Here is a 15622-nt window from a genome sequence, read left to right as displayed (position 1 = left end):
GAAGGCAGACACGGAACAGGCGGAGCGAACTGGTCCGCCCCCTCTCCACGAAGGGAACGGCACCATGCCGCAGTACCTCCTCCGCCGTGCCGCTCGCCTCGCTGCGGGCGCCACCGCGCTCGCCATGGCCGCGCTTGGTACGGGTGCCACCCCGGCGGGTGCCGTGACCTCGTGCACCGTCAACGGCACCCCGGCCTCCGGGCCCCTCATCAACGGGACTTCCGGCCCCGACGTGATCGTCTGCGCGGCCGGCGTCGAGGCCGGTACGGTCGTGGACGGGCTCGGCGGCGACGACCGTTTCACCCTCAAGGGCGCAGTGAACGGCACCGTCCGTGGCAGTGCCGGCGCGGACACGATCACGGTGGACGACGGCGGGTCCGTCGGAGGGAGCGGGACACTGGAAGGGCAGACAGAGGAGGATACGTTCGACCTGCACGGGCCGCTCGCGGGAAAGATCCGGGCGGGGCAGGGGAACGACCGGATCCATCTGTTCTCCGGGTCCGGCGTGACGGCCGGCGGCGGGGACATCCGGGGTGCCCTGGGGGACGACACGATCATCGCCGACCAGAACGCACTCGTGGCCGGGCTGATCCAGGGCAGCGAGGGCAAGGACACCGTCACCGTCGACCGCGTCGAGCCCGGCGGACAAGTCCAGGGCAACGACGACAACGACACCCTCACTGTCGCCGACAACGCCGGCACTGTCTCCGGCGGCAACGGCGACGACGAGATCCACGTCAGGGAGAACACCGGCACCGTTGACGGCGGCGAGGGCACCGACTCGTGCGACGTCGTCGGAACGCCGCCGACGGGCTGTGAGTCCTGACACCCTGCCGGTTTCACCCCGAGCCGAGGGGTTGTATCCGGTATCCCGTAACCCGTCCCGGGGCGTCGCCCCGGACTCACGGACTCACGGACTCACGGACTCACGGACTCACGGACTCACGGACTCACAAACGCCACAGGCGCCCTGGCGGATCAGGCGTCGATGGGATGCCAGGCCGGGCCGCCTCCGTTCTGCTGGACACGTCCGAACACGACGTCGGCGAAGTGGACGCCGAAGCCGATCGTGTCGGGTTCTGCCAGCTCGGCGACAAGGCGGCGGCGGTGGTCGGCGGTCCGGGCCAGGTCGTGGTCGAAGGCCGCGGACCACTCGGGGTGGTCGGCCTGGATCGGCGAGTGCATGGCGTCGCCGAAGGCGATCAGGCGCCGACCGCCCCCGGTAATGACGTACTCGGCGTGCCCGACGGTGTGGCCGGGGGTGATCCGTACGCGTACGCCGGGGAAGATCTCCTGCCCGTCCGTGATCGTACGTACGCGCGGTGCGAGGGCGGCGACCTCCTCGGTCATGCCCTGGGCTTCCAGGAGGTCGCGTCCCTCCCACTCCAGCTCGGAGATCAGGTAGTCGGCGTGGGCGAACACGGGCCGGTCACCGCCGGGGGCGGGGTGGCAGGCCCAGCCGAGGTGGTCGGAGTGGAGATGGGTGAAGGCCACCGCTTCGATGTCCTCGGGGGTGCGACCGAGTTCGGCCAGGCTGTGCGGGAGGGCGCCGCCGTGGATCGCACCGAGGGGGCCGTCCGGAGCCTCGAGCCTCTGTGGGCCGAAGCCCGTGTCGATCAGCAGAGCGCGGTCGCCGTGCTCGACCAGCAGACCGCCGACGCTCCCCACGAGGTGGCCCGTGGCGTCCAGGTACTCCGGGTGGGCGGCCCACACCTCGTCGGTGGTGTCCTGCAGCAGTGGCAGCGGTCGGAGCCGGACATCGCCGTCCGGCACGTACGACACCTTCGTGTCGCCCAGCTGTATCGAGCGGATTCCCGCCGGCCGGCGCAGTCGTCCGTCCTGATCCACCGTCAAGTCAGCCATGAGTTCTCTCCTGCGATTCGTCATCGGGTCGTCGCCGTGTTTCCCGCGGCGACGACGCCAACCATAAGCATCAAGCTCGAATCATTCAAGCTGTAAATATTTGGTCTTGATGGACTTGGTAGGGTGGTGGCATGACGACGTCCCCCGAGCCGCAGGCCATCGCCGAGCGACAGCTGTGCGGTCTGGTGAACGGACTGGCCCAGCGGATCGCCGAGCACGTACGGGAGCGCGCGGCCGCCCTGGGCCTTACCGCGCCCCAGGCGACCGCGCTGCGGGAGATGAGCGGGCCGATGACCATGCGGGAGCTCGCCGAGCGCATGAGCTGCGAGCCCTCCAACACCACCTTCGTCGTCGACAAGCTGGAGAAGCAGGGCCTGGTCGAGCGCCACCCGCACCCCACCGACCGCCGCGCCAAGCACCTCGTCCTCACCGCCGAGGGCACCGCACTACGCGAACGCCTCCTCGAACTCCTCGCCGTGGGCTCCCCGCTGTCCGGCCTCACCCCGCAGGAGCAGCGCGTCCTTCACGGCCTGCTGGAGCAGGCCATCACCGCCGAGTAGGCCGGCTCTGAGTGAGTCGGCTCTCAGCGAGTCGGCGCCAGCGCAGCAACCGGAGGCACGGCACCCGGGAGCGCGGGGCAGCTGCACGACACACCTGCGGAGCCGGTGCGGGTCAGCCCGGGGGCGATCTCGACGGGTGCGCCCTCATCGACCTGGAGCGTGGTCTTCAGAATCGTCCCTGGCTGGCAGCCGACCGGCGCACCGGTGCCGCCGACCGTCCTGGAGGCGCTGCGGACAGCCCACCGGCGCGGGGCGAGGATCGTCGCCATCTGTACGGGAGCGTTCGTCCTCGCCCAGGCCGGACTGCTCGACGGCCGCCGCGCCACCACCCATTGGCGTCGCACCGCCCGACTCACCGCCGCCTTCCCCGAGGTGCAGGTGGACCTGGACGTGTTGTACGTGGACCACGGCGACGTGGCGACCAGCGCAGGAACCGGCGCGGGCATCGACCTGTGCCTGCACCTCGTACGCTCCGACCACGGCGCGGCGTACGCCGCCCAGGTCGCTCGGCACATGGTGCTGCCACCGCACAGGGAGGGCAGCCAACTCCAGTACGCCACCCAGCCCGCCCCCGAGGGGCCGGCCAAGGCTGCCGTCCTTGGACCTGAGACGAACCGGATCGCCTGCACCCCATGCGCATGCGCATCCGGACAGCGGCTTCGACGTCTCGTTCAGCCACGTCAGCCGCGTCAGCCGGCGAACCCCGGTACTACCAGACCGGACTCGTACGCGATCACCACCGCGTGGGTCCGGTTCTGCGCGCCGAGCTTGGTCAGCACGTTCCCGACGTGCGTCTTCACCGTCTCCAGGCTCACTGTGAGCGACTCCGCGATCTCCGGGTTGGACAGGCCGGTGGCCATCGAACGCAGCACCTCCTCCTCCCGCCCCGTCAGCGCGGCCTTCGGCAACGCCTCGACCGAGGTCAGCGGGCGGGCGGTGACCATCCGGCGCAGTGCCGCCGGGAAGAGGATCGCCTCCCCCGCCGCCACCACCCGCACCGCCTCCGCGATCTGCCGGACCGGAAGCCGCTTGAGCAGGAACCCACTGGCCCCCGCGCTGAGCGCCGCGGTGACGTAGTCGTCGTTCTCGAAGGTGGTGATCACCACGATCTTCGGCGGGTCGGCCGACTCGGCCAGCAGTTGCCGGGTGGCCTCGATCCCGTTGCGACGCGGCATCCGCACATCCATCAGGACCACGTCCGGCCGCAGCCGCCGCGCCTGCTCGAGCGCATCGACGCCGTCGGCGGCCTCCCCGACCACCGCGATCCCCGGCTGGGCCGCGAGCAAGGTACGCAGACCACTGCGGGTCACCTCGTCGTCGTCCGCGATCAGGAGGGTGACGGGGGTGCCGGTAGGGCTGGTGATGGCGAGGCCGGTGCCGGTGCCAGTGCCGGTCGTGACGGCTTCGACCGCGTCAGGGCTGGTGGCGACGGCTGCGCTCGCGTCAAAGCCGATCATGCCGACAACCGTACCGGCAGCCGGACCGCCAACCGCCAGTGCTGCGGCCCGTCCGGGCCGGCCTCGAGCTCACCGTGCAGCAGCCGCACGCGCTCGGCCAGCCCGGGCAGGCCATGCCCGGACGTCGGGAAGGCATTCGGGCTCGGGCCCGTGCTCGTGCTCGTATCCGCCCCGGTCCGGTTGACCACACTGAGCTCCAGACAGTCCGATACGGCCGCCACACGGACCGCGATCGGACCGCCAGCCCCGTGCCGCAACGCGTTCGTCAGCCCCTCCTGCAGGATCCGGTACGCGGCCCGGGAGAGCGTCCCCTGTACGTGCGTCAACTCGCCCGACAGCTCGGGCTCCACCACCGCGCCCGCATGCCGCAACCGGTCGAGCAGATCGGGCAGGTCGGCCAAGGTGCGGGTGGGCGCCGTCTCCGATTCCTGCTCGCGCAGCACGCCCAGCACGTAGTCCAGGTCCTCGAGCGCGGCCCGGGACGACTCTTCGATGCTGCGCAAGGCGGCCCGCGCCGCCGCCGGGTCGGCGGAGAGCACCTCGCCCGCCACCGCCGCCTGGATCGTGGTCGCCGTCAGCGTGTGCCCGATCGAGTCGTGCAACTCGTGGGCCAGACGGTTACGTTCGGCAAGCGCCAGCTCCCGCTCGGCCGCCAGCGCGAGCCGCTCGGCCGACGACGGCCCCAGCAGCCTGGGCGCCAACCAGCGCAGAGCGTACGTCGCCACCGCGCACGCTGTCGCTGCCACCAGCACACAGCCGAGCGCCACGGCCCAGCTCTGCCAGCCACCCATCACCCGCACCGTCCGGCCGGAGAGACTCAGCCCCGCCTCGGCGCCGAGCGGGAGGGTCAGGCCCCCGAGGAGCAGCAGACCGCTCACCAGTGCCGCCGTCCACCCCAGTGCCACGTGCAGCAGCAGCCAGAGAGGAGTTCGCCAACGGTCAGCGTCGGATGGCGCGGCAGGAGGAGGAGTCGGCCCGGTGCCGGGGGAGCTCGCGGGCTGACGTGCGGCCACAGGATCCGGCAACGGCACCTTCAGCAGCCGACGGGCGCCCACGATCAGCACGCGCCGCGTGGTGCGGGCCAGCCCGACCATGCCGAGCAGTACTGCCCAGACCAGGAGGGTCAGAACGATCTGCACTCCATATGGAGCGGATCGCCACGCCAGCGCCGGCAGCATTGCCAAAGGCAGCAGTGGGAGGCTCGCCAACGCGCCGCAATAGGCGAACAACGCACCCGAATACGTGGAGCCGCGCAGCAGCGGCCGGACACTCCTGATCATAATCCGCCAGTATGGCCGGGCGGCTCAGCAGGGGCCTCCCCCGATCGAGGGAGCATTTCCTCCCGCCTTCCCGCGATGCGCGCCCGAGACCCCGGAATCCAGAATCGTGTCCTGCCCAGTTGACGACAGGGCGGCTGAGCGGCCTGGGGCCGTGGCCACCGCGGTACGGGGCATCGACAGCTTGATCACCTTTATCGACTTCATCGACTTATCCACTTCATCGACAAGGACAAGCATCACTGTGCGAAATCGACGAACAGCTTCCCTTCTGGCCATCAGCGCCGCGGCTACGTTCGTTTCGACACTGACACCCGCAACGGCCTTTGCCGCATCCGAGGCCTCTGCAGCCGAGGGGGACCCTCTGCGGCAGTACACGCAGAACAAGCCCCAGTGGCAGCGGTGCGACGCGGGGAGCCCCGCCACCTTTCAGTGTGCGACCGTCAAGGTGCCGCTGGACTACAGCGATCCCGGCGGCAAGGCGATCGACATCGCGATATCCCGGCTGAAGGCAAGCAGCGCCAAGGAACGTCGCGGAGTTCTGCTGTTCAACCCCGGCGGCCCTGGTGGCCCGGGCCTGAACCTGCCTGTCGACCCGAACGTGAAACTCCCCGAAGAAGTGACCAGACACTACGACCTCATCGGCTTCGACCCGAGGGGCGTCGGACAGAGCTCTCCCATCAGCTGCGGTCTGACTCGCGACGAAATGAGCCTCGACCGCCCGTACAAGGCCGAGACATTCGCGAAGGATGTGCAATGGGCACGTACGGTGGCCGACAAGTGCCAGGCCAAGGTGGGTGACACACTGCGGCACCTCACCACCCGCAACACCGCTCGCGACATGGACGTCATCCGTGCGGTGCTGGGCGAGAAGAAGATCTCCTACCTGGGGTTCTCCTACGGCACCTACCTCGGCGCCGTCTACATGCAGATGTTCCCCCAGCGAACCGACAGGTTCGTGCTGGACAGTGCGGCCGCCCCCGCGCGGTACGGGCGTGGCATGTTCCAGGCGATGGCGGAGAACACCGGGCCCGCCTTCACCAGATGGAGCGAATGGGCCGCTCAGCGACACACGACGTACCGACTGGGCAAGACCCCAGCCGAGGTCCGCAAGACCTTCTGGGACCTTGTAGCCCAAGCCGACCTCAAGCCCATCGACTCCGGCGAGGGACCCCTCACCGGTGACGACATCCGCGCTCAGCGTGCCAGGTTCTTCCGCGTTCAGGGCGCCGCCACATGGGTCGCCGAGCTGAAGAAGGCGGCCGAGGGCAGGAAGCCGGCCTCGTCCAGCACTCCCGAGCGGGCTGCGGTCCCCGTCCCGCCGGCCTTCGCCCGTGACGTTCCCCCGGACAACGAAGACGCGAGCGTCTGGGCTGTTCTCTGCGCCGACACCAGCACTTCGTGGCCGCGCGACCCCGAGCAGTACCGCCGCGACGCGATCCGTGACAAGGCCCGGTATCCGCTGTACGGAGATTTCGCGTCCGGCATCAAGCCGTGTGCCTTCTGGAAGCAGGCCGACGAGCCCGCGACAACGGTGGACAACAAGGTCAGTGCGCTGATCCTGCAAAACGAGTGGGACCCCGCAACGCCCCTGGCCGGCGGCCAGGCCATGCACCGGGCCCTGCGCGGCTCCCGGATGGTCACCGTCGCCGAGGGAGAGGGCCACATCGTCAACGGCTCCAACTCCTGTGCGGACAAGAGCGCCACGGTCTACCTGACCACCGGCAGGCTCCCGGCCGAGGACCTGACCTGCCAAGCGCCGACCGGGTAAGCGGAGAAATCGCGCAGGCTCCCTGTCCCGCCACGCGAGGTATTCGTTCACGGAAACCACGTTCCCGCGCGAGCATCGCTGTGATGATGTGGTCTTCCACGTCCACGTCCCACGCCCACGCCCACGTCCTGGGAGGCCGCCGTGTCCAAAACGCCGAAACAGATCTTCGAGAGCTACGTCTACGCCGGTTCGATGACCCGGAACGCTGATGCCCTTGCCGAGTGCTTCACCGAGGATGCCGTCTTCGAGGCACCGCTCATGCCTGCCGACGGATCCTTCCCCAGGCGGTTGGCGGGTCGTGAGGAGATCCGTAACGCAATGGCGGCGTACTACGAGCAACAGGCGAAGGACGACCGCTCGCCGAACTTTGAGAAGTCCGGGTACGTACTGCACACCACCTCAAGCCCCGATGTGTTCATCGCCGAAATCGACACGGTCTTCGACGGGGACGGAGAGGACACGGTCGTCTCGCTCGTACAGATCTTCCGCATCCGGGATGGGAAGATCGCCCGACTGCGTGACTACTTCGCGCCGGAGCTGATGAATTGAGGGCGCAACCGTTCTCAAGACCGAATGGCCAACCATGGTTGAGCACCGGTCCGGCGGCGTGCAGTCCGGTCCGGGATCAGGCCAGGGTGACGTCCATACCGCCCCGGGCCAGGGTGTTCAGGACTTCGGTGAACAGGTCGTAGGGCCGGCCGTCCGGCGTGAGGGCGCGGGACAGGTGCTCGCGGGCGGTTGTGACGTTCGGCCAGAGCAGGGTTGCGGGGGCGGTGTAGCCGAAGGTACCGCGCAGACAGTCGTCGAGGGCGTCAAGGCAGCCGCCGAAGTAGCCGCCCGGCCCGTTCACCGCCTCGCCGAGCGCGAGGTAGAGGCTCGGGACATCGGTGATGTGCCGACCGTCGAGCTCGTACGCGTGGTTGGCCGGCCGGTCCTGGTGCTCGCGCCGGCAGGCCCGCTCCCGCACGGTGTCCAGCCACGCCAGGCGCTGTCGGCTGTCGAGGTCGGCCCAGGCGCCGGGGGTGTTCGGCGATCCGGCGAGCCATCGGTCCCAGATCGGCCGGGCGTGTTCCGGAACGGGCGTGAAGAGGCTGCCGTCGAGCTCCAGGTCAATCAGATCCGCTCCAAGGGTGGACGGCCGCCAAGCGTGGATGGTGGCCCACAGCAGCCGCTCGGCGAGCGGCTCGCCCCGGTCGTCCCGTATCTCCAGGGCGGCCTCCTCCAGATTCAGCGCCCGCCGGGTCCCTGTCGCCAGTGCCCGCCGCAGTTCCGCCCCTGGTGCGAGCCCGCGCAGCACGAGCGGGCTCGCTGCCCGATCGGGTGGCAGAACGCGGGTGAATTCCCGGCAGGAGCCCAGCCACCGCTGCTCGTCGTGCACGCGGACGGCTCCCCGGTAGCCCTCCGGCGGGCCCTCGTAGTCGTCCAGGCCGGTGAGCACGAGGCTGTCAGCCCCGCGGTGCCGACCAAGGCTCTCCACGTCCTCGAGGAGCCAGGGTCCGAATGCCTCGTCCTCCGGCACCAGCCACACCCTGCGGCCGGCCCACCCGCGCACCTCGGCTCCTTGCGGATCCCAGCGGAACAATTCGTACGTCCCACGCCGGGCCTCCCCGAACAGGCCCTCCACCTCGGCACAGACACCCCAGACGTGGCCGTGCTCCGTCTCGGTCAACGCGTAGCGCGCCCGTCGGCGGCGGTCCTCGTCCCCTTGCACGGTCAGAATCATGCCCTGACCAGCCGCGGGCGGTGAAACTGCACCCGCTCAGCCGAACTTCACGCTGCGGGGAATCGTCCCCCCTTCGAAACTCCTCGCCGTGCGCGGCTGGAGCGTCCCGACGACCGGCGACTCGCAGTCTCCCGGCTCCTCGTAGAACGTGGCCCTGGTGTCCGAGTTGTTGTCCGCCCGTCGGGCTCCACTGACCAGAAGGAAGCACTCGCCGTTGTGTGGGTTGTCGAGCGTGAGCTCCTCCCCGTTCGTCGACCTGTAGGCGAGATGCCCTGTGGCGGCCTGCGCGCTGGTGGAGAGACCGGTGGCCAGCACGAGCGCGGCTCCGACCGTCACCACGACCCGGCCCAAGCATGTGAGCGTGTACATGAACGTCCTCCCCGGCGGGATGATGCCCGCTCCCGCTTCGATCGTCTGACTGCCCGGCGGATTATTTTCGATCCCGCCCGGGCGGGTCGCTCGCCATAGATCTGGCGTGACTTGAGCCAGATATCCGCCTCGAGGGAGACCGACACCCGAGGCCGCCCGCATCGGCGATAAACCGAACGCTTGTCTCGACGGCCCAGAGCGGCTCGGTCCGCGCTCCCGGAACGCCTGGAGCCGCTCGCCCAGACCGCCACCGGTCAGGCCGTCGGCCCCTCCCCCTTGCGAACCAGCCGCCAGGCCTCGGTGAACAGCTCGGGGAGCGTGCCCGGGAGCAGCTCGGAGGCCTTCACCTCGCTGTCATCGGCGCTCAGCTGTGCGCCGATCAAGGGCGCCTTCCAGGGCTCCATCGGTGGCAGCGGCTTCTTGGCGTGCGCCCACGGACCCGGTAGGAAAAGCGTGCGTCCCGCGCGGGCCCGGCGGTCCTCCACCACCAGGCCGCGCGCCACGAGTTCTGCCGCGGCAGCCTTGTGGCGGGCCGGTGTCCAGGCGTTCCAGCGCCGCACGTTGCGGTCCGAGGGCACCGGGAGCAGCAGGAGCTGGAGGTAGACGGTGGCGGAGTCCTCGGGCAGGTCGAGGGTGGCGGCGACGTCGGTGACCAGGGCGGGGGCGCAGGCGCGGGGGTCGGATTCGTAGCGGCCGGGAGGCAGGTCGTCGGCGGTGATGCGGGCTATGACGCGGTCGCAGGTGCCGTCCGTCAGCCAGTCCAAGCGCCGGCTTCCGCGGTTGCCGCGGGTCACGCCCGAGTGGAGGACCCGGGCCGGTGAGTCGCGGCCGGCCAGCACCTTGCGCAAGTGGTGGACGACCTCCGGCGCCCCGGTGCGCACGGGGTCGCCTGCGGGGAGGTCCGCGTACGCCCACGGCAGGCCGGCGAAGAAGGCGTCCGCGACGGTTTCGGCGTCGTAGTCGCCCATGACGTCCCATGCGGTGCGCAGGTGGCGGTGCTCGGGCGGGCAGGGCCAGACCCGCAGGTAGAAGCGCGGCGGCAGGGTGGCGTTCGCCGGGTCGAGGAACAGGTGGCACAGGTGGGTCGCCGGCATCCGGGTCTGCAGGGCGACCGCGGACTGCCAGGTGCTCCACGGCGCGTGCGGACGGGCGCCGTGCTGCTCCGCCCAGGCTGCGGCGGTGCGCTCCGCGACGCGGGCGAGACCGCCCGGCTCCCATAGGTCGGCGGGATCCGTGGGCATCACGTCGGCGAGCAGCACCTCGCGGCGCTCCAGCAAGGCTCTGAAGGGCGGCGGACGCGGCGAATCCGTCCCACGTGCGAGGGGTCCGGGGTGCGGCCGTGTCGATCTCGTTCAGGCGTCCGATCATGGCGGACGGCACTGACGACGGGCCGCGCCCGCCCATGGCCAGGCCGTCTGCCCCAGCAATTTCGATGCGTGCCATCTCGCCCATGCCCGACAGCGAAGGACGGCGCACTTCACCGCCTCCGCAGAGCACGGACCACCTGATACAGCCATCCCCTGAGTTGGGCATTGTCAGCCCCGGAAAGCGTACGCAAGCCTGGACCGAACACCCGCTGCGACGATCTTTGGAGGCAACCATGCGGAAATACGCCCGCGGTACGGCCAGATGGACCGTCCTCGCCCTGGTGTCCCTGGCAGCCCTGACAGTGGCTCCGGCGGCTCAGGCCGAGGAGAAAGTGATCACCAACGGCTTCGAAGGTTACGACATCGAGAAATGGGACCGTCTGAGGGGCGGTGACGGCCTGGCCGGTTTCGAGAACGGCGCCGGAACCGCCCGATCCGGCCGGGTCAACGGCTGGCTGTCCACCACCCGGGGATGGGCTCGCGAGGGCACCTGGGCATCGTTCGGCACGAACATTTGGGGGCCCTCGATGGTGTGCACGGCCGAGATCTACGTCAAGCCCATCCGGGACCTCCAGTTCGAACTCAGAGTCTGGAACGCCCAGGGCACCAAGCTTGCCACCAACGCGCCCTGGCTCGTGGCCAACGGCAATTACCAGACCGTCCAGGTCACTTGGCGCGCGGAGTACGAGAACAACGCCTTCGTCGAGGCGATCCTCGGCTCCGACGGAATACCCAGGGCCGTACGCCTTGACGACCTGGTGGTCCGCTGCAACAGCTGACCTCGTCGGCGGCCGACCACCGGTGCGCCTCGAGTCACACCAACGGAGGGTGCGCCTCCATCCCTCAACTCAGGTGACACGCCGATAAGTTGCTGGTGTTGATCACGGTCTGCCGCTTAGGATCGCCAGCCTCAATACGTGGCATGTCCACGTCATCACTAACTGCGAAGGGCATCCATGCAGTTAAAACGCATAACCGTATCCACCCTCGGGGCAGTAGGCATCCTCGGCACCCTCCTCACCCCCGTATCCACCGCTGCCGACAAGCCACAACAGCCCGGGGACTCTCCCGCGTCCGCGACCGCCGCGGTCGCGGACTGCGCGGAGCTGGACAAGCAGCTGCCCGGGCTCGCGAAGACCGCGAAGGACGGGGCCCTGGCGGCGTGCGATGCGCCCGCCGCCGGCAAGGAGGCGGAGGAGCAGCTCAAGACGCAGGCCGCCCAAGAGCTGCTGGCCGCCAATCCGTGCGGGTCCGCGCCCAACAAGGGGTGGAAGTTCACGAGCCGCGGCCGGGCCTGCAACCCCGAGTCCCGCGTGATCAACGTGCGGAACGTGCGCACCGGTCAGCTCGTCGGGCAGCTCTACTACCTGTCGGTCGGCATGATCGTCGCCAAGGCCGACTCCCTGACCTGGGACCAGACGGTGTCGATGAGGAAGACCGGCGGCTGGGGCCGCATCGGCGGCACCAGCGTCTACGGAGTGGGGCGCTGCGCCTCGGCCGACAAGTGCACGACGCTGTTCACGAACTTCCCCATGCAGCGCATGGGTGAGGGGCGTACGAACGAGGGCCAGTGGAAGATGCGGTCCACGGTCAACCGGCAGGGCAAGGAGCGGGGCAAGGGCCAGAACCGGGCCACCGCGATCTTCTTCAACCCCGGGTGGGTCAACGTCTCGCAGCACGATCTGACCTCCGCGAGCGTGCGGTGCGACTCCATCCGCAACATGGGACGCGGTGGCATCGGGGCCGGGTGCGTCCTGCCCGAGTACTGGCCCACGATGACGGAGATGAAGCAGTTCCCCTACATTTCCCAGGGCATCCGGAAGGTCCAGCGTGTCGGACCCCACCACTACGGCCGCAAGACCGGTCCGAACCCCAACCCGCTCGTCTACACCTCGAACAGCGCGATCCGGAAGGCGAACAACGAGGCCGCCTGCCCCGCCAGCCGGCCGCGCCCGCAGGGGCAGACCTGTGACGAGTACCCGTTCGCCTCTACCCTTCAGGGGGCGTCCCGGACGCAGTGGCCGGACTGGGGCTGGCGCTGGGTGCCGAAGAACGAGAACGACCGGCAGGGCTACCAGATCCGTACGTTCTACGACAACAACCGGATCCTCAACGGCGACCGCTTCTGGGTCGACGCCGGCTGACGCAGAGCCGCTGCTGAGCTGTTGCAGAGCGGGGCTGAGCAGAGCCGAGCAGAGCCGAGCTGAGCTGACAGAAAGGTGAGAGGGCGGCAGATGGTCGCGGTGACGGCACAGATCGAGATCGACCACGGTCACTACCTGCTGGAGGGCGACGCCGGCGCGATGGACTTCGCCTTCACCGGGTTCAACGGCCTGGTCGCCTCCGTGGGTCCGGACGGTTGCGTCACGGACGGCGGCGTGTGGGGCGCGGTGAGCACCGGAATGCAGTCCGGTTCTCTGCAGCTGACCGTCGATGTGCTGGACGCTCCGCCGCTGCCGCCCTCCGCCGCCGAACTCGAGTCGTACAGCGAGATCGTCGAGGTGTCGCTCGACCTGGGCGGCCAGGAGGCAGGCGTGTTCTCCCTGCCGGAGGAGACCAACCCCTGGGAGCCCGACGAGGACGAGTGTGAGGACGGTGATCAGGAGCCGCCCAGGACCGCCGGGGACGTCTTCCCGCGCTTCTCCTGCGCCGGTCCGGGGCCGTACCGGGTACGGGTCCACGCACGGGGCCGGGACGCCTCCCGCAACGGCGATACCGCCGCGGAGGAACATCTGATCCGCGTCTGGGCCGCGCCCGTCGCCGCGGAGACGGTGTACCAGGCATCCGACCGGTGCGGAGCGTCCCTCCGGTCCTGACAAACCGCCGGTGTTACCGTCGCGCCATGTCCAAAGCCGAGATAGACATGGTGACCGCCGAGTTCTTCGGCGCCTTTGACAACCGGGGCGGCAAGGCCGCCGACGTGGACCGGATCCGCCGGCTGGTTCTTCCGGGTGGCGTGATCGTCAAGACCGGCCCGGAGTTCACGGCCTACACCGTGGAGGAGTTCATCGAGCCTCGCCGGCGGCTGCTGAGCGACGGTCGGCTGGTCGACTTCTCCGAGTGGGAGACCTCCGAACGGACCGAGATCGCGGGCGATATCGCCTCGCGGTTCGGCGAGTACCGCAAGTCCGGAATCCTGGACGGTGAGCCGTTCGAGGGAAGCGGGACCAAGACCATCCAGTTCGTCCGGACCCCGGAGGGCGGCTGGCGGATCGCGGCATTCTCCTGGTACGACCAGCCCGCGTAGCGCACCCTGCTCCACCGGCGTCGGCCGTGCCAGGCCCAGCCGACCTCCACGCCTCGTCATCGTCGCTGCCTGCGCTACCTGCGCTGCCGTCGCCGCAATCAGATCCGGTACGTGGCCAGGCCCGAAGGACTGCAGGATCACCCGTCCGGGTGATCAGCGGCTAGCTCTCCTTGGGTGCGTGGCCGCCGAACCAACACACGCAGCGCGAGGGGAACGCTCAAGGCGCCGTTCACTCGTCGGGACCGCCACCGGCCCACTCGACCGGGTCGCTTGGAATCCATCCGGCTGCGGCTGTCCGTATGCGCCCATTCGGCCTGCCCGGTATCGTCCGTAAAGCCACAATCCGCCCCAAACCGCTACGGCGTTGTCCGGCTACGGCGTTGTCCGGCCGGGCAGCCGTGGATGTCGGCAGAGGAACGGGACCACATGACCAAGCACGGCATACCTGCGGCGATACCTGCGGTGGCGGCCACGGTCGCTCTGGCCTTGGCGGCGTTCGGCTCCATACCGAGCAGTGCCGCGTCACCACGCGGCCACATCGCCGGGCCCGGTCCGAGCGCCCCGTCGCGGTTCGTTCCCGGTCCCTGCCCGAAGGCGCCCGAGCCGATCGCCGCACTGAGCACCGCACGCTGCGGTTTCCTGGAAGTCCCCGAGAACCGCGCACGCCCCGGCAGCCGGACGATCCGGCTGGCCGCGGCGGTCATTCCCGCCACGTCGGCGAAGCCCGCCGAGGACCCGGTGGTGTTCATGGCGGGCGGCCCCGGCGGCGAGACGTTCGACGACATTCCCTTCCTGGTCGACTCCGGCCTGAACCGGGATCGCCCGCTGATCATCATGGCCCAGCGGGGAAATCTCTACGATCAGCCGAACCTCGCCTGTCCGGAGCTGGACCGGTTCAACGCGCAGTACGTGGGGCTCGGCTACGGCTCGCCACAGGCCGAACGGCTCCTGCTGGACTCGGTGAAGACGTGCCGGAACCGCCTGGCAGCCGACGGGATCGATCTGAGCGCCTACAACACCACTGAGAACGCCGCCGACTTCGCCGACCTGCGCACGGCACTGGGCATCCCCCAATGGAACGTCTACGGCTACTCCTACGGCAGCAACCTGGCCCTCACCTACCTGCGCAAGCACCCCCAGGGAATTCGCGCGGTGGCCATCGACTCGGTCGCACCTCCGCAGATCGTCACCCTGCCGTGGACCTGGAGCAGCACCCGGGAGGGCATCGAGAACATCCTCAAGGCATGCGCGGCCGAGCCCGCCTGCAAGAGCCGCTACCCTAACCTCCGCCGAACCCTCACCGAGCAGGTACGCAGGCTGGAAGCGCACCCCTTGACGCTGAACGCCCGGCCGCCACGCGGAGGAGACCCGGTGAAGGTCGTCCTCGACGGAGGCGCACTGCTGAACCTGCTGGTCGCCAACGCCGTCAAGCCCCCCGACGTCCCCGCGGCGCTCGAGGAGCTCGCCCACGGACGTCCGGAGCGCTTCGCACAAGCCCGCGCGGCCGACTCGGTCCAGGTCGTCGGCATGACCGCGCACGGTCTGACGGAGTCGGTGGCGTGCGGCGAGTGGGTGCCGGGCTCTACGCCGACCGACGTGCTGAAGGCGGGGCGCCGGGCCTTCCCCGGGTGGCCGGACACGGTCCTGGCCCAGGCACCGCAGCTTCCGTTCCAGCACCAGGTGTGCCGCATCTGGGACGTACCGAACCGCACCGCCGCCCAGCGGGTTGCCACCGTCAGCGCGGTGCCGGCGCTCATCATCTCCGGGACGTTCGATACGAAGACCGGCGCGAGCTGGGCGCGGTCCGCGGCCCGTACGCTGTCCCGCTCGACATCCGTACAGATCCCCGGAATCGGACACTGGGTGGTCCCGCAATCGCCCTGCGCGCAACAGGTACTGGCCTCGTTCCTCACCCGTCCGACCGCACCCGACACCGCTTGCGTGGCCGGTCTCACCCCGAAACCGTTCACGATCATCCCGAAGTGACC

15 protein-coding genes and 1 pseudogene are annotated in these 15622 nt (G+C 69.6%); 10 read left to right on the top strand and 6 right to left on the bottom strand.

All coding sequences use genetic code 11. The annotated features are described in order from the left end of the window. Positions 1-64: 64 nt before the first annotated feature. Positions 65-826 carry a hypothetical protein gene (locus tag ACIGXW_RS06375; RefSeq protein WP_399570425.1) on the top strand — a complete coding sequence of 254 codons (762 nt, stop codon included), beginning with the start codon at positions 65-67 and terminating at the stop codon, positions 824-826. A gap of 152 nt (positions 827-978) precedes the next feature. On the opposite strand, the gene ACIGXW_RS06370 is transcribed toward ACIGXW_RS06375, so the two are convergent. Then, the gene (locus tag ACIGXW_RS06370) at positions 979-1863 is read right to left on the bottom strand and encodes an MBL fold metallo-hydrolase (RefSeq protein ID WP_399570422.1); all 885 of its coding nucleotides are present in this window, start codon (positions 1861-1863) and stop codon (positions 979-981) included. A gap of 131 nt (positions 1864-1994) precedes the next feature. Here ACIGXW_RS06370 and ACIGXW_RS06365 point away from each other — a divergent pair, with 131 nt between their 5' ends. Together ACIGXW_RS06365 and ACIGXW_RS06360 are read left to right on the top strand one after the other, a co-directional pair. Continuing rightward, on the top strand, positions 1995-2423 hold the full coding sequence (locus ACIGXW_RS06365) for a MarR family transcriptional regulator (protein ID WP_071967309.1): 429 nt from the start codon (positions 1995-1997) through the stop codon (positions 2421-2423). 171 nt (positions 2424-2594) lie between these two features. Continuing rightward, a pseudogene (locus ACIGXW_RS06360) lies at positions 2595-2996 on the top strand (DJ-1/PfpI family protein); the annotation flags it as partial. A gap of 116 nt (positions 2997-3112) precedes the next feature. Here the strand turns inward: ACIGXW_RS06360 and ACIGXW_RS06355 are convergent. Then, positions 3113-3880 (bottom strand): response regulator, encoded by a 768-nt coding sequence (locus tag ACIGXW_RS06355; protein ID WP_399570420.1) that lies wholly within the window; start codon positions 3878-3880, stop codon positions 3113-3115. Beyond that, positions 3877-5160 (bottom strand): sensor histidine kinase, encoded by a 1284-nt coding sequence (locus ACIGXW_RS06350; RefSeq protein ID WP_399570416.1) that lies wholly within the window; start codon positions 5158-5160, stop codon positions 3877-3879. The genes ACIGXW_RS06355 and ACIGXW_RS06350 overlap by 4 nt, the downstream gene beginning before the upstream one ends. Positions 5161-5401: 241 nt before the next feature. Here ACIGXW_RS06350 and ACIGXW_RS06345 point away from each other — a divergent pair, with 241 nt between their 5' ends. Both ACIGXW_RS06345 and ACIGXW_RS06340 read left to right on the top strand, forming a co-directional pair. Then, a complete protein-coding gene (locus tag ACIGXW_RS06345; protein ID WP_399570843.1) occupies positions 5402-6928 on the top strand; it encodes an alpha/beta hydrolase in 1527 nt (508 codons plus the stop codon). 141 nt (positions 6929-7069) lie between these two features. Beyond that, positions 7070-7477: a nuclear transport factor 2 family protein gene (locus tag ACIGXW_RS06340; RefSeq protein ID WP_399570413.1), complete on the top strand. Its 408-nt coding sequence runs from the start codon at positions 7070-7072 to the stop codon at positions 7475-7477. A 76-nt stretch (positions 7478-7553) separates the two neighbouring features. Here the strand turns inward: ACIGXW_RS06340 and ACIGXW_RS06335 are convergent, their stop codons facing one another. The 3 genes from ACIGXW_RS06335 to ACIGXW_RS06325 form a co-directional block, all read right to left on the bottom strand. Then, a complete protein-coding gene (locus ACIGXW_RS06335; protein WP_399570409.1) occupies positions 7554-8651 on the bottom strand; it encodes a barstar family protein in 1098 nt (365 codons plus the stop codon). 36 nt (positions 8652-8687) lie between these two features. Beyond that, on the bottom strand, positions 8688-9020 hold the full coding sequence (locus tag ACIGXW_RS06330; protein WP_399570407.1) for a hypothetical protein: 333 nt from the start codon (positions 9018-9020) through the stop codon (positions 8688-8690). 254 nt (positions 9021-9274) lie between these two features. After that, positions 9275-10297, bottom strand: a complete 1023-nt coding sequence (locus tag ACIGXW_RS06325; RefSeq protein ID WP_399570404.1) for a hypothetical protein — start codon at positions 10295-10297, stop codon at positions 9275-9277. A gap of 323 nt (positions 10298-10620) precedes the next feature. On the opposite strand from ACIGXW_RS06325, the gene ACIGXW_RS06320 reads away from it, so the two are divergent. From ACIGXW_RS06320 to ACIGXW_RS06300, 5 genes are all read left to right on the top strand, one after another. After that, on the top strand, positions 10621-11166 hold the full coding sequence (locus tag ACIGXW_RS06320; RefSeq protein ID WP_399570402.1) for a hypothetical protein: 546 nt from the start codon (positions 10621-10623) through the stop codon (positions 11164-11166). A gap of 177 nt (positions 11167-11343) precedes the next feature. Then, positions 11344-12531 carry a NucA/NucB deoxyribonuclease domain-containing protein gene (locus ACIGXW_RS06315; protein ID WP_399570399.1) on the top strand — a complete coding sequence of 396 codons (1188 nt, stop codon included), beginning with the start codon at positions 11344-11346 and terminating at the stop codon, positions 12529-12531. A gap of 90 nt (positions 12532-12621) precedes the next feature. Continuing rightward, positions 12622-13203, top strand: a complete 582-nt coding sequence (locus ACIGXW_RS06310) for a hypothetical protein (protein WP_399570397.1) — start codon at positions 12622-12624, stop codon at positions 13201-13203. A 26-nt stretch (positions 13204-13229) separates the two neighbouring features. Further along, entirely contained in the window at positions 13230-13634 is a 405-nt protein-coding gene (locus ACIGXW_RS06305) for a DUF4440 domain-containing protein (RefSeq protein WP_071967300.1), read from the top strand. Between the two features lie 426 nt (positions 13635-14060). Continuing rightward, positions 14061-15620, top strand: coding sequence for an alpha/beta fold hydrolase (locus ACIGXW_RS06300; protein WP_399570394.1), 1560 nt, complete (start codon positions 14061-14063; stop codon positions 15618-15620). Positions 15621-15622: the final 2 nt, after the last annotated feature.

It is taken from the genome of Streptomyces sp. NPDC053079, from assembly GCF_044546695.1.
Classification (GTDB): domain Bacteria; phylum Actinomycetota; class Actinomycetes; order Streptomycetales; family Streptomycetaceae; genus Streptomyces.
Note: the sequence above shows the minus strand (reverse complement) of the source record. Positions and strands in the feature narration are given on the sequence as shown.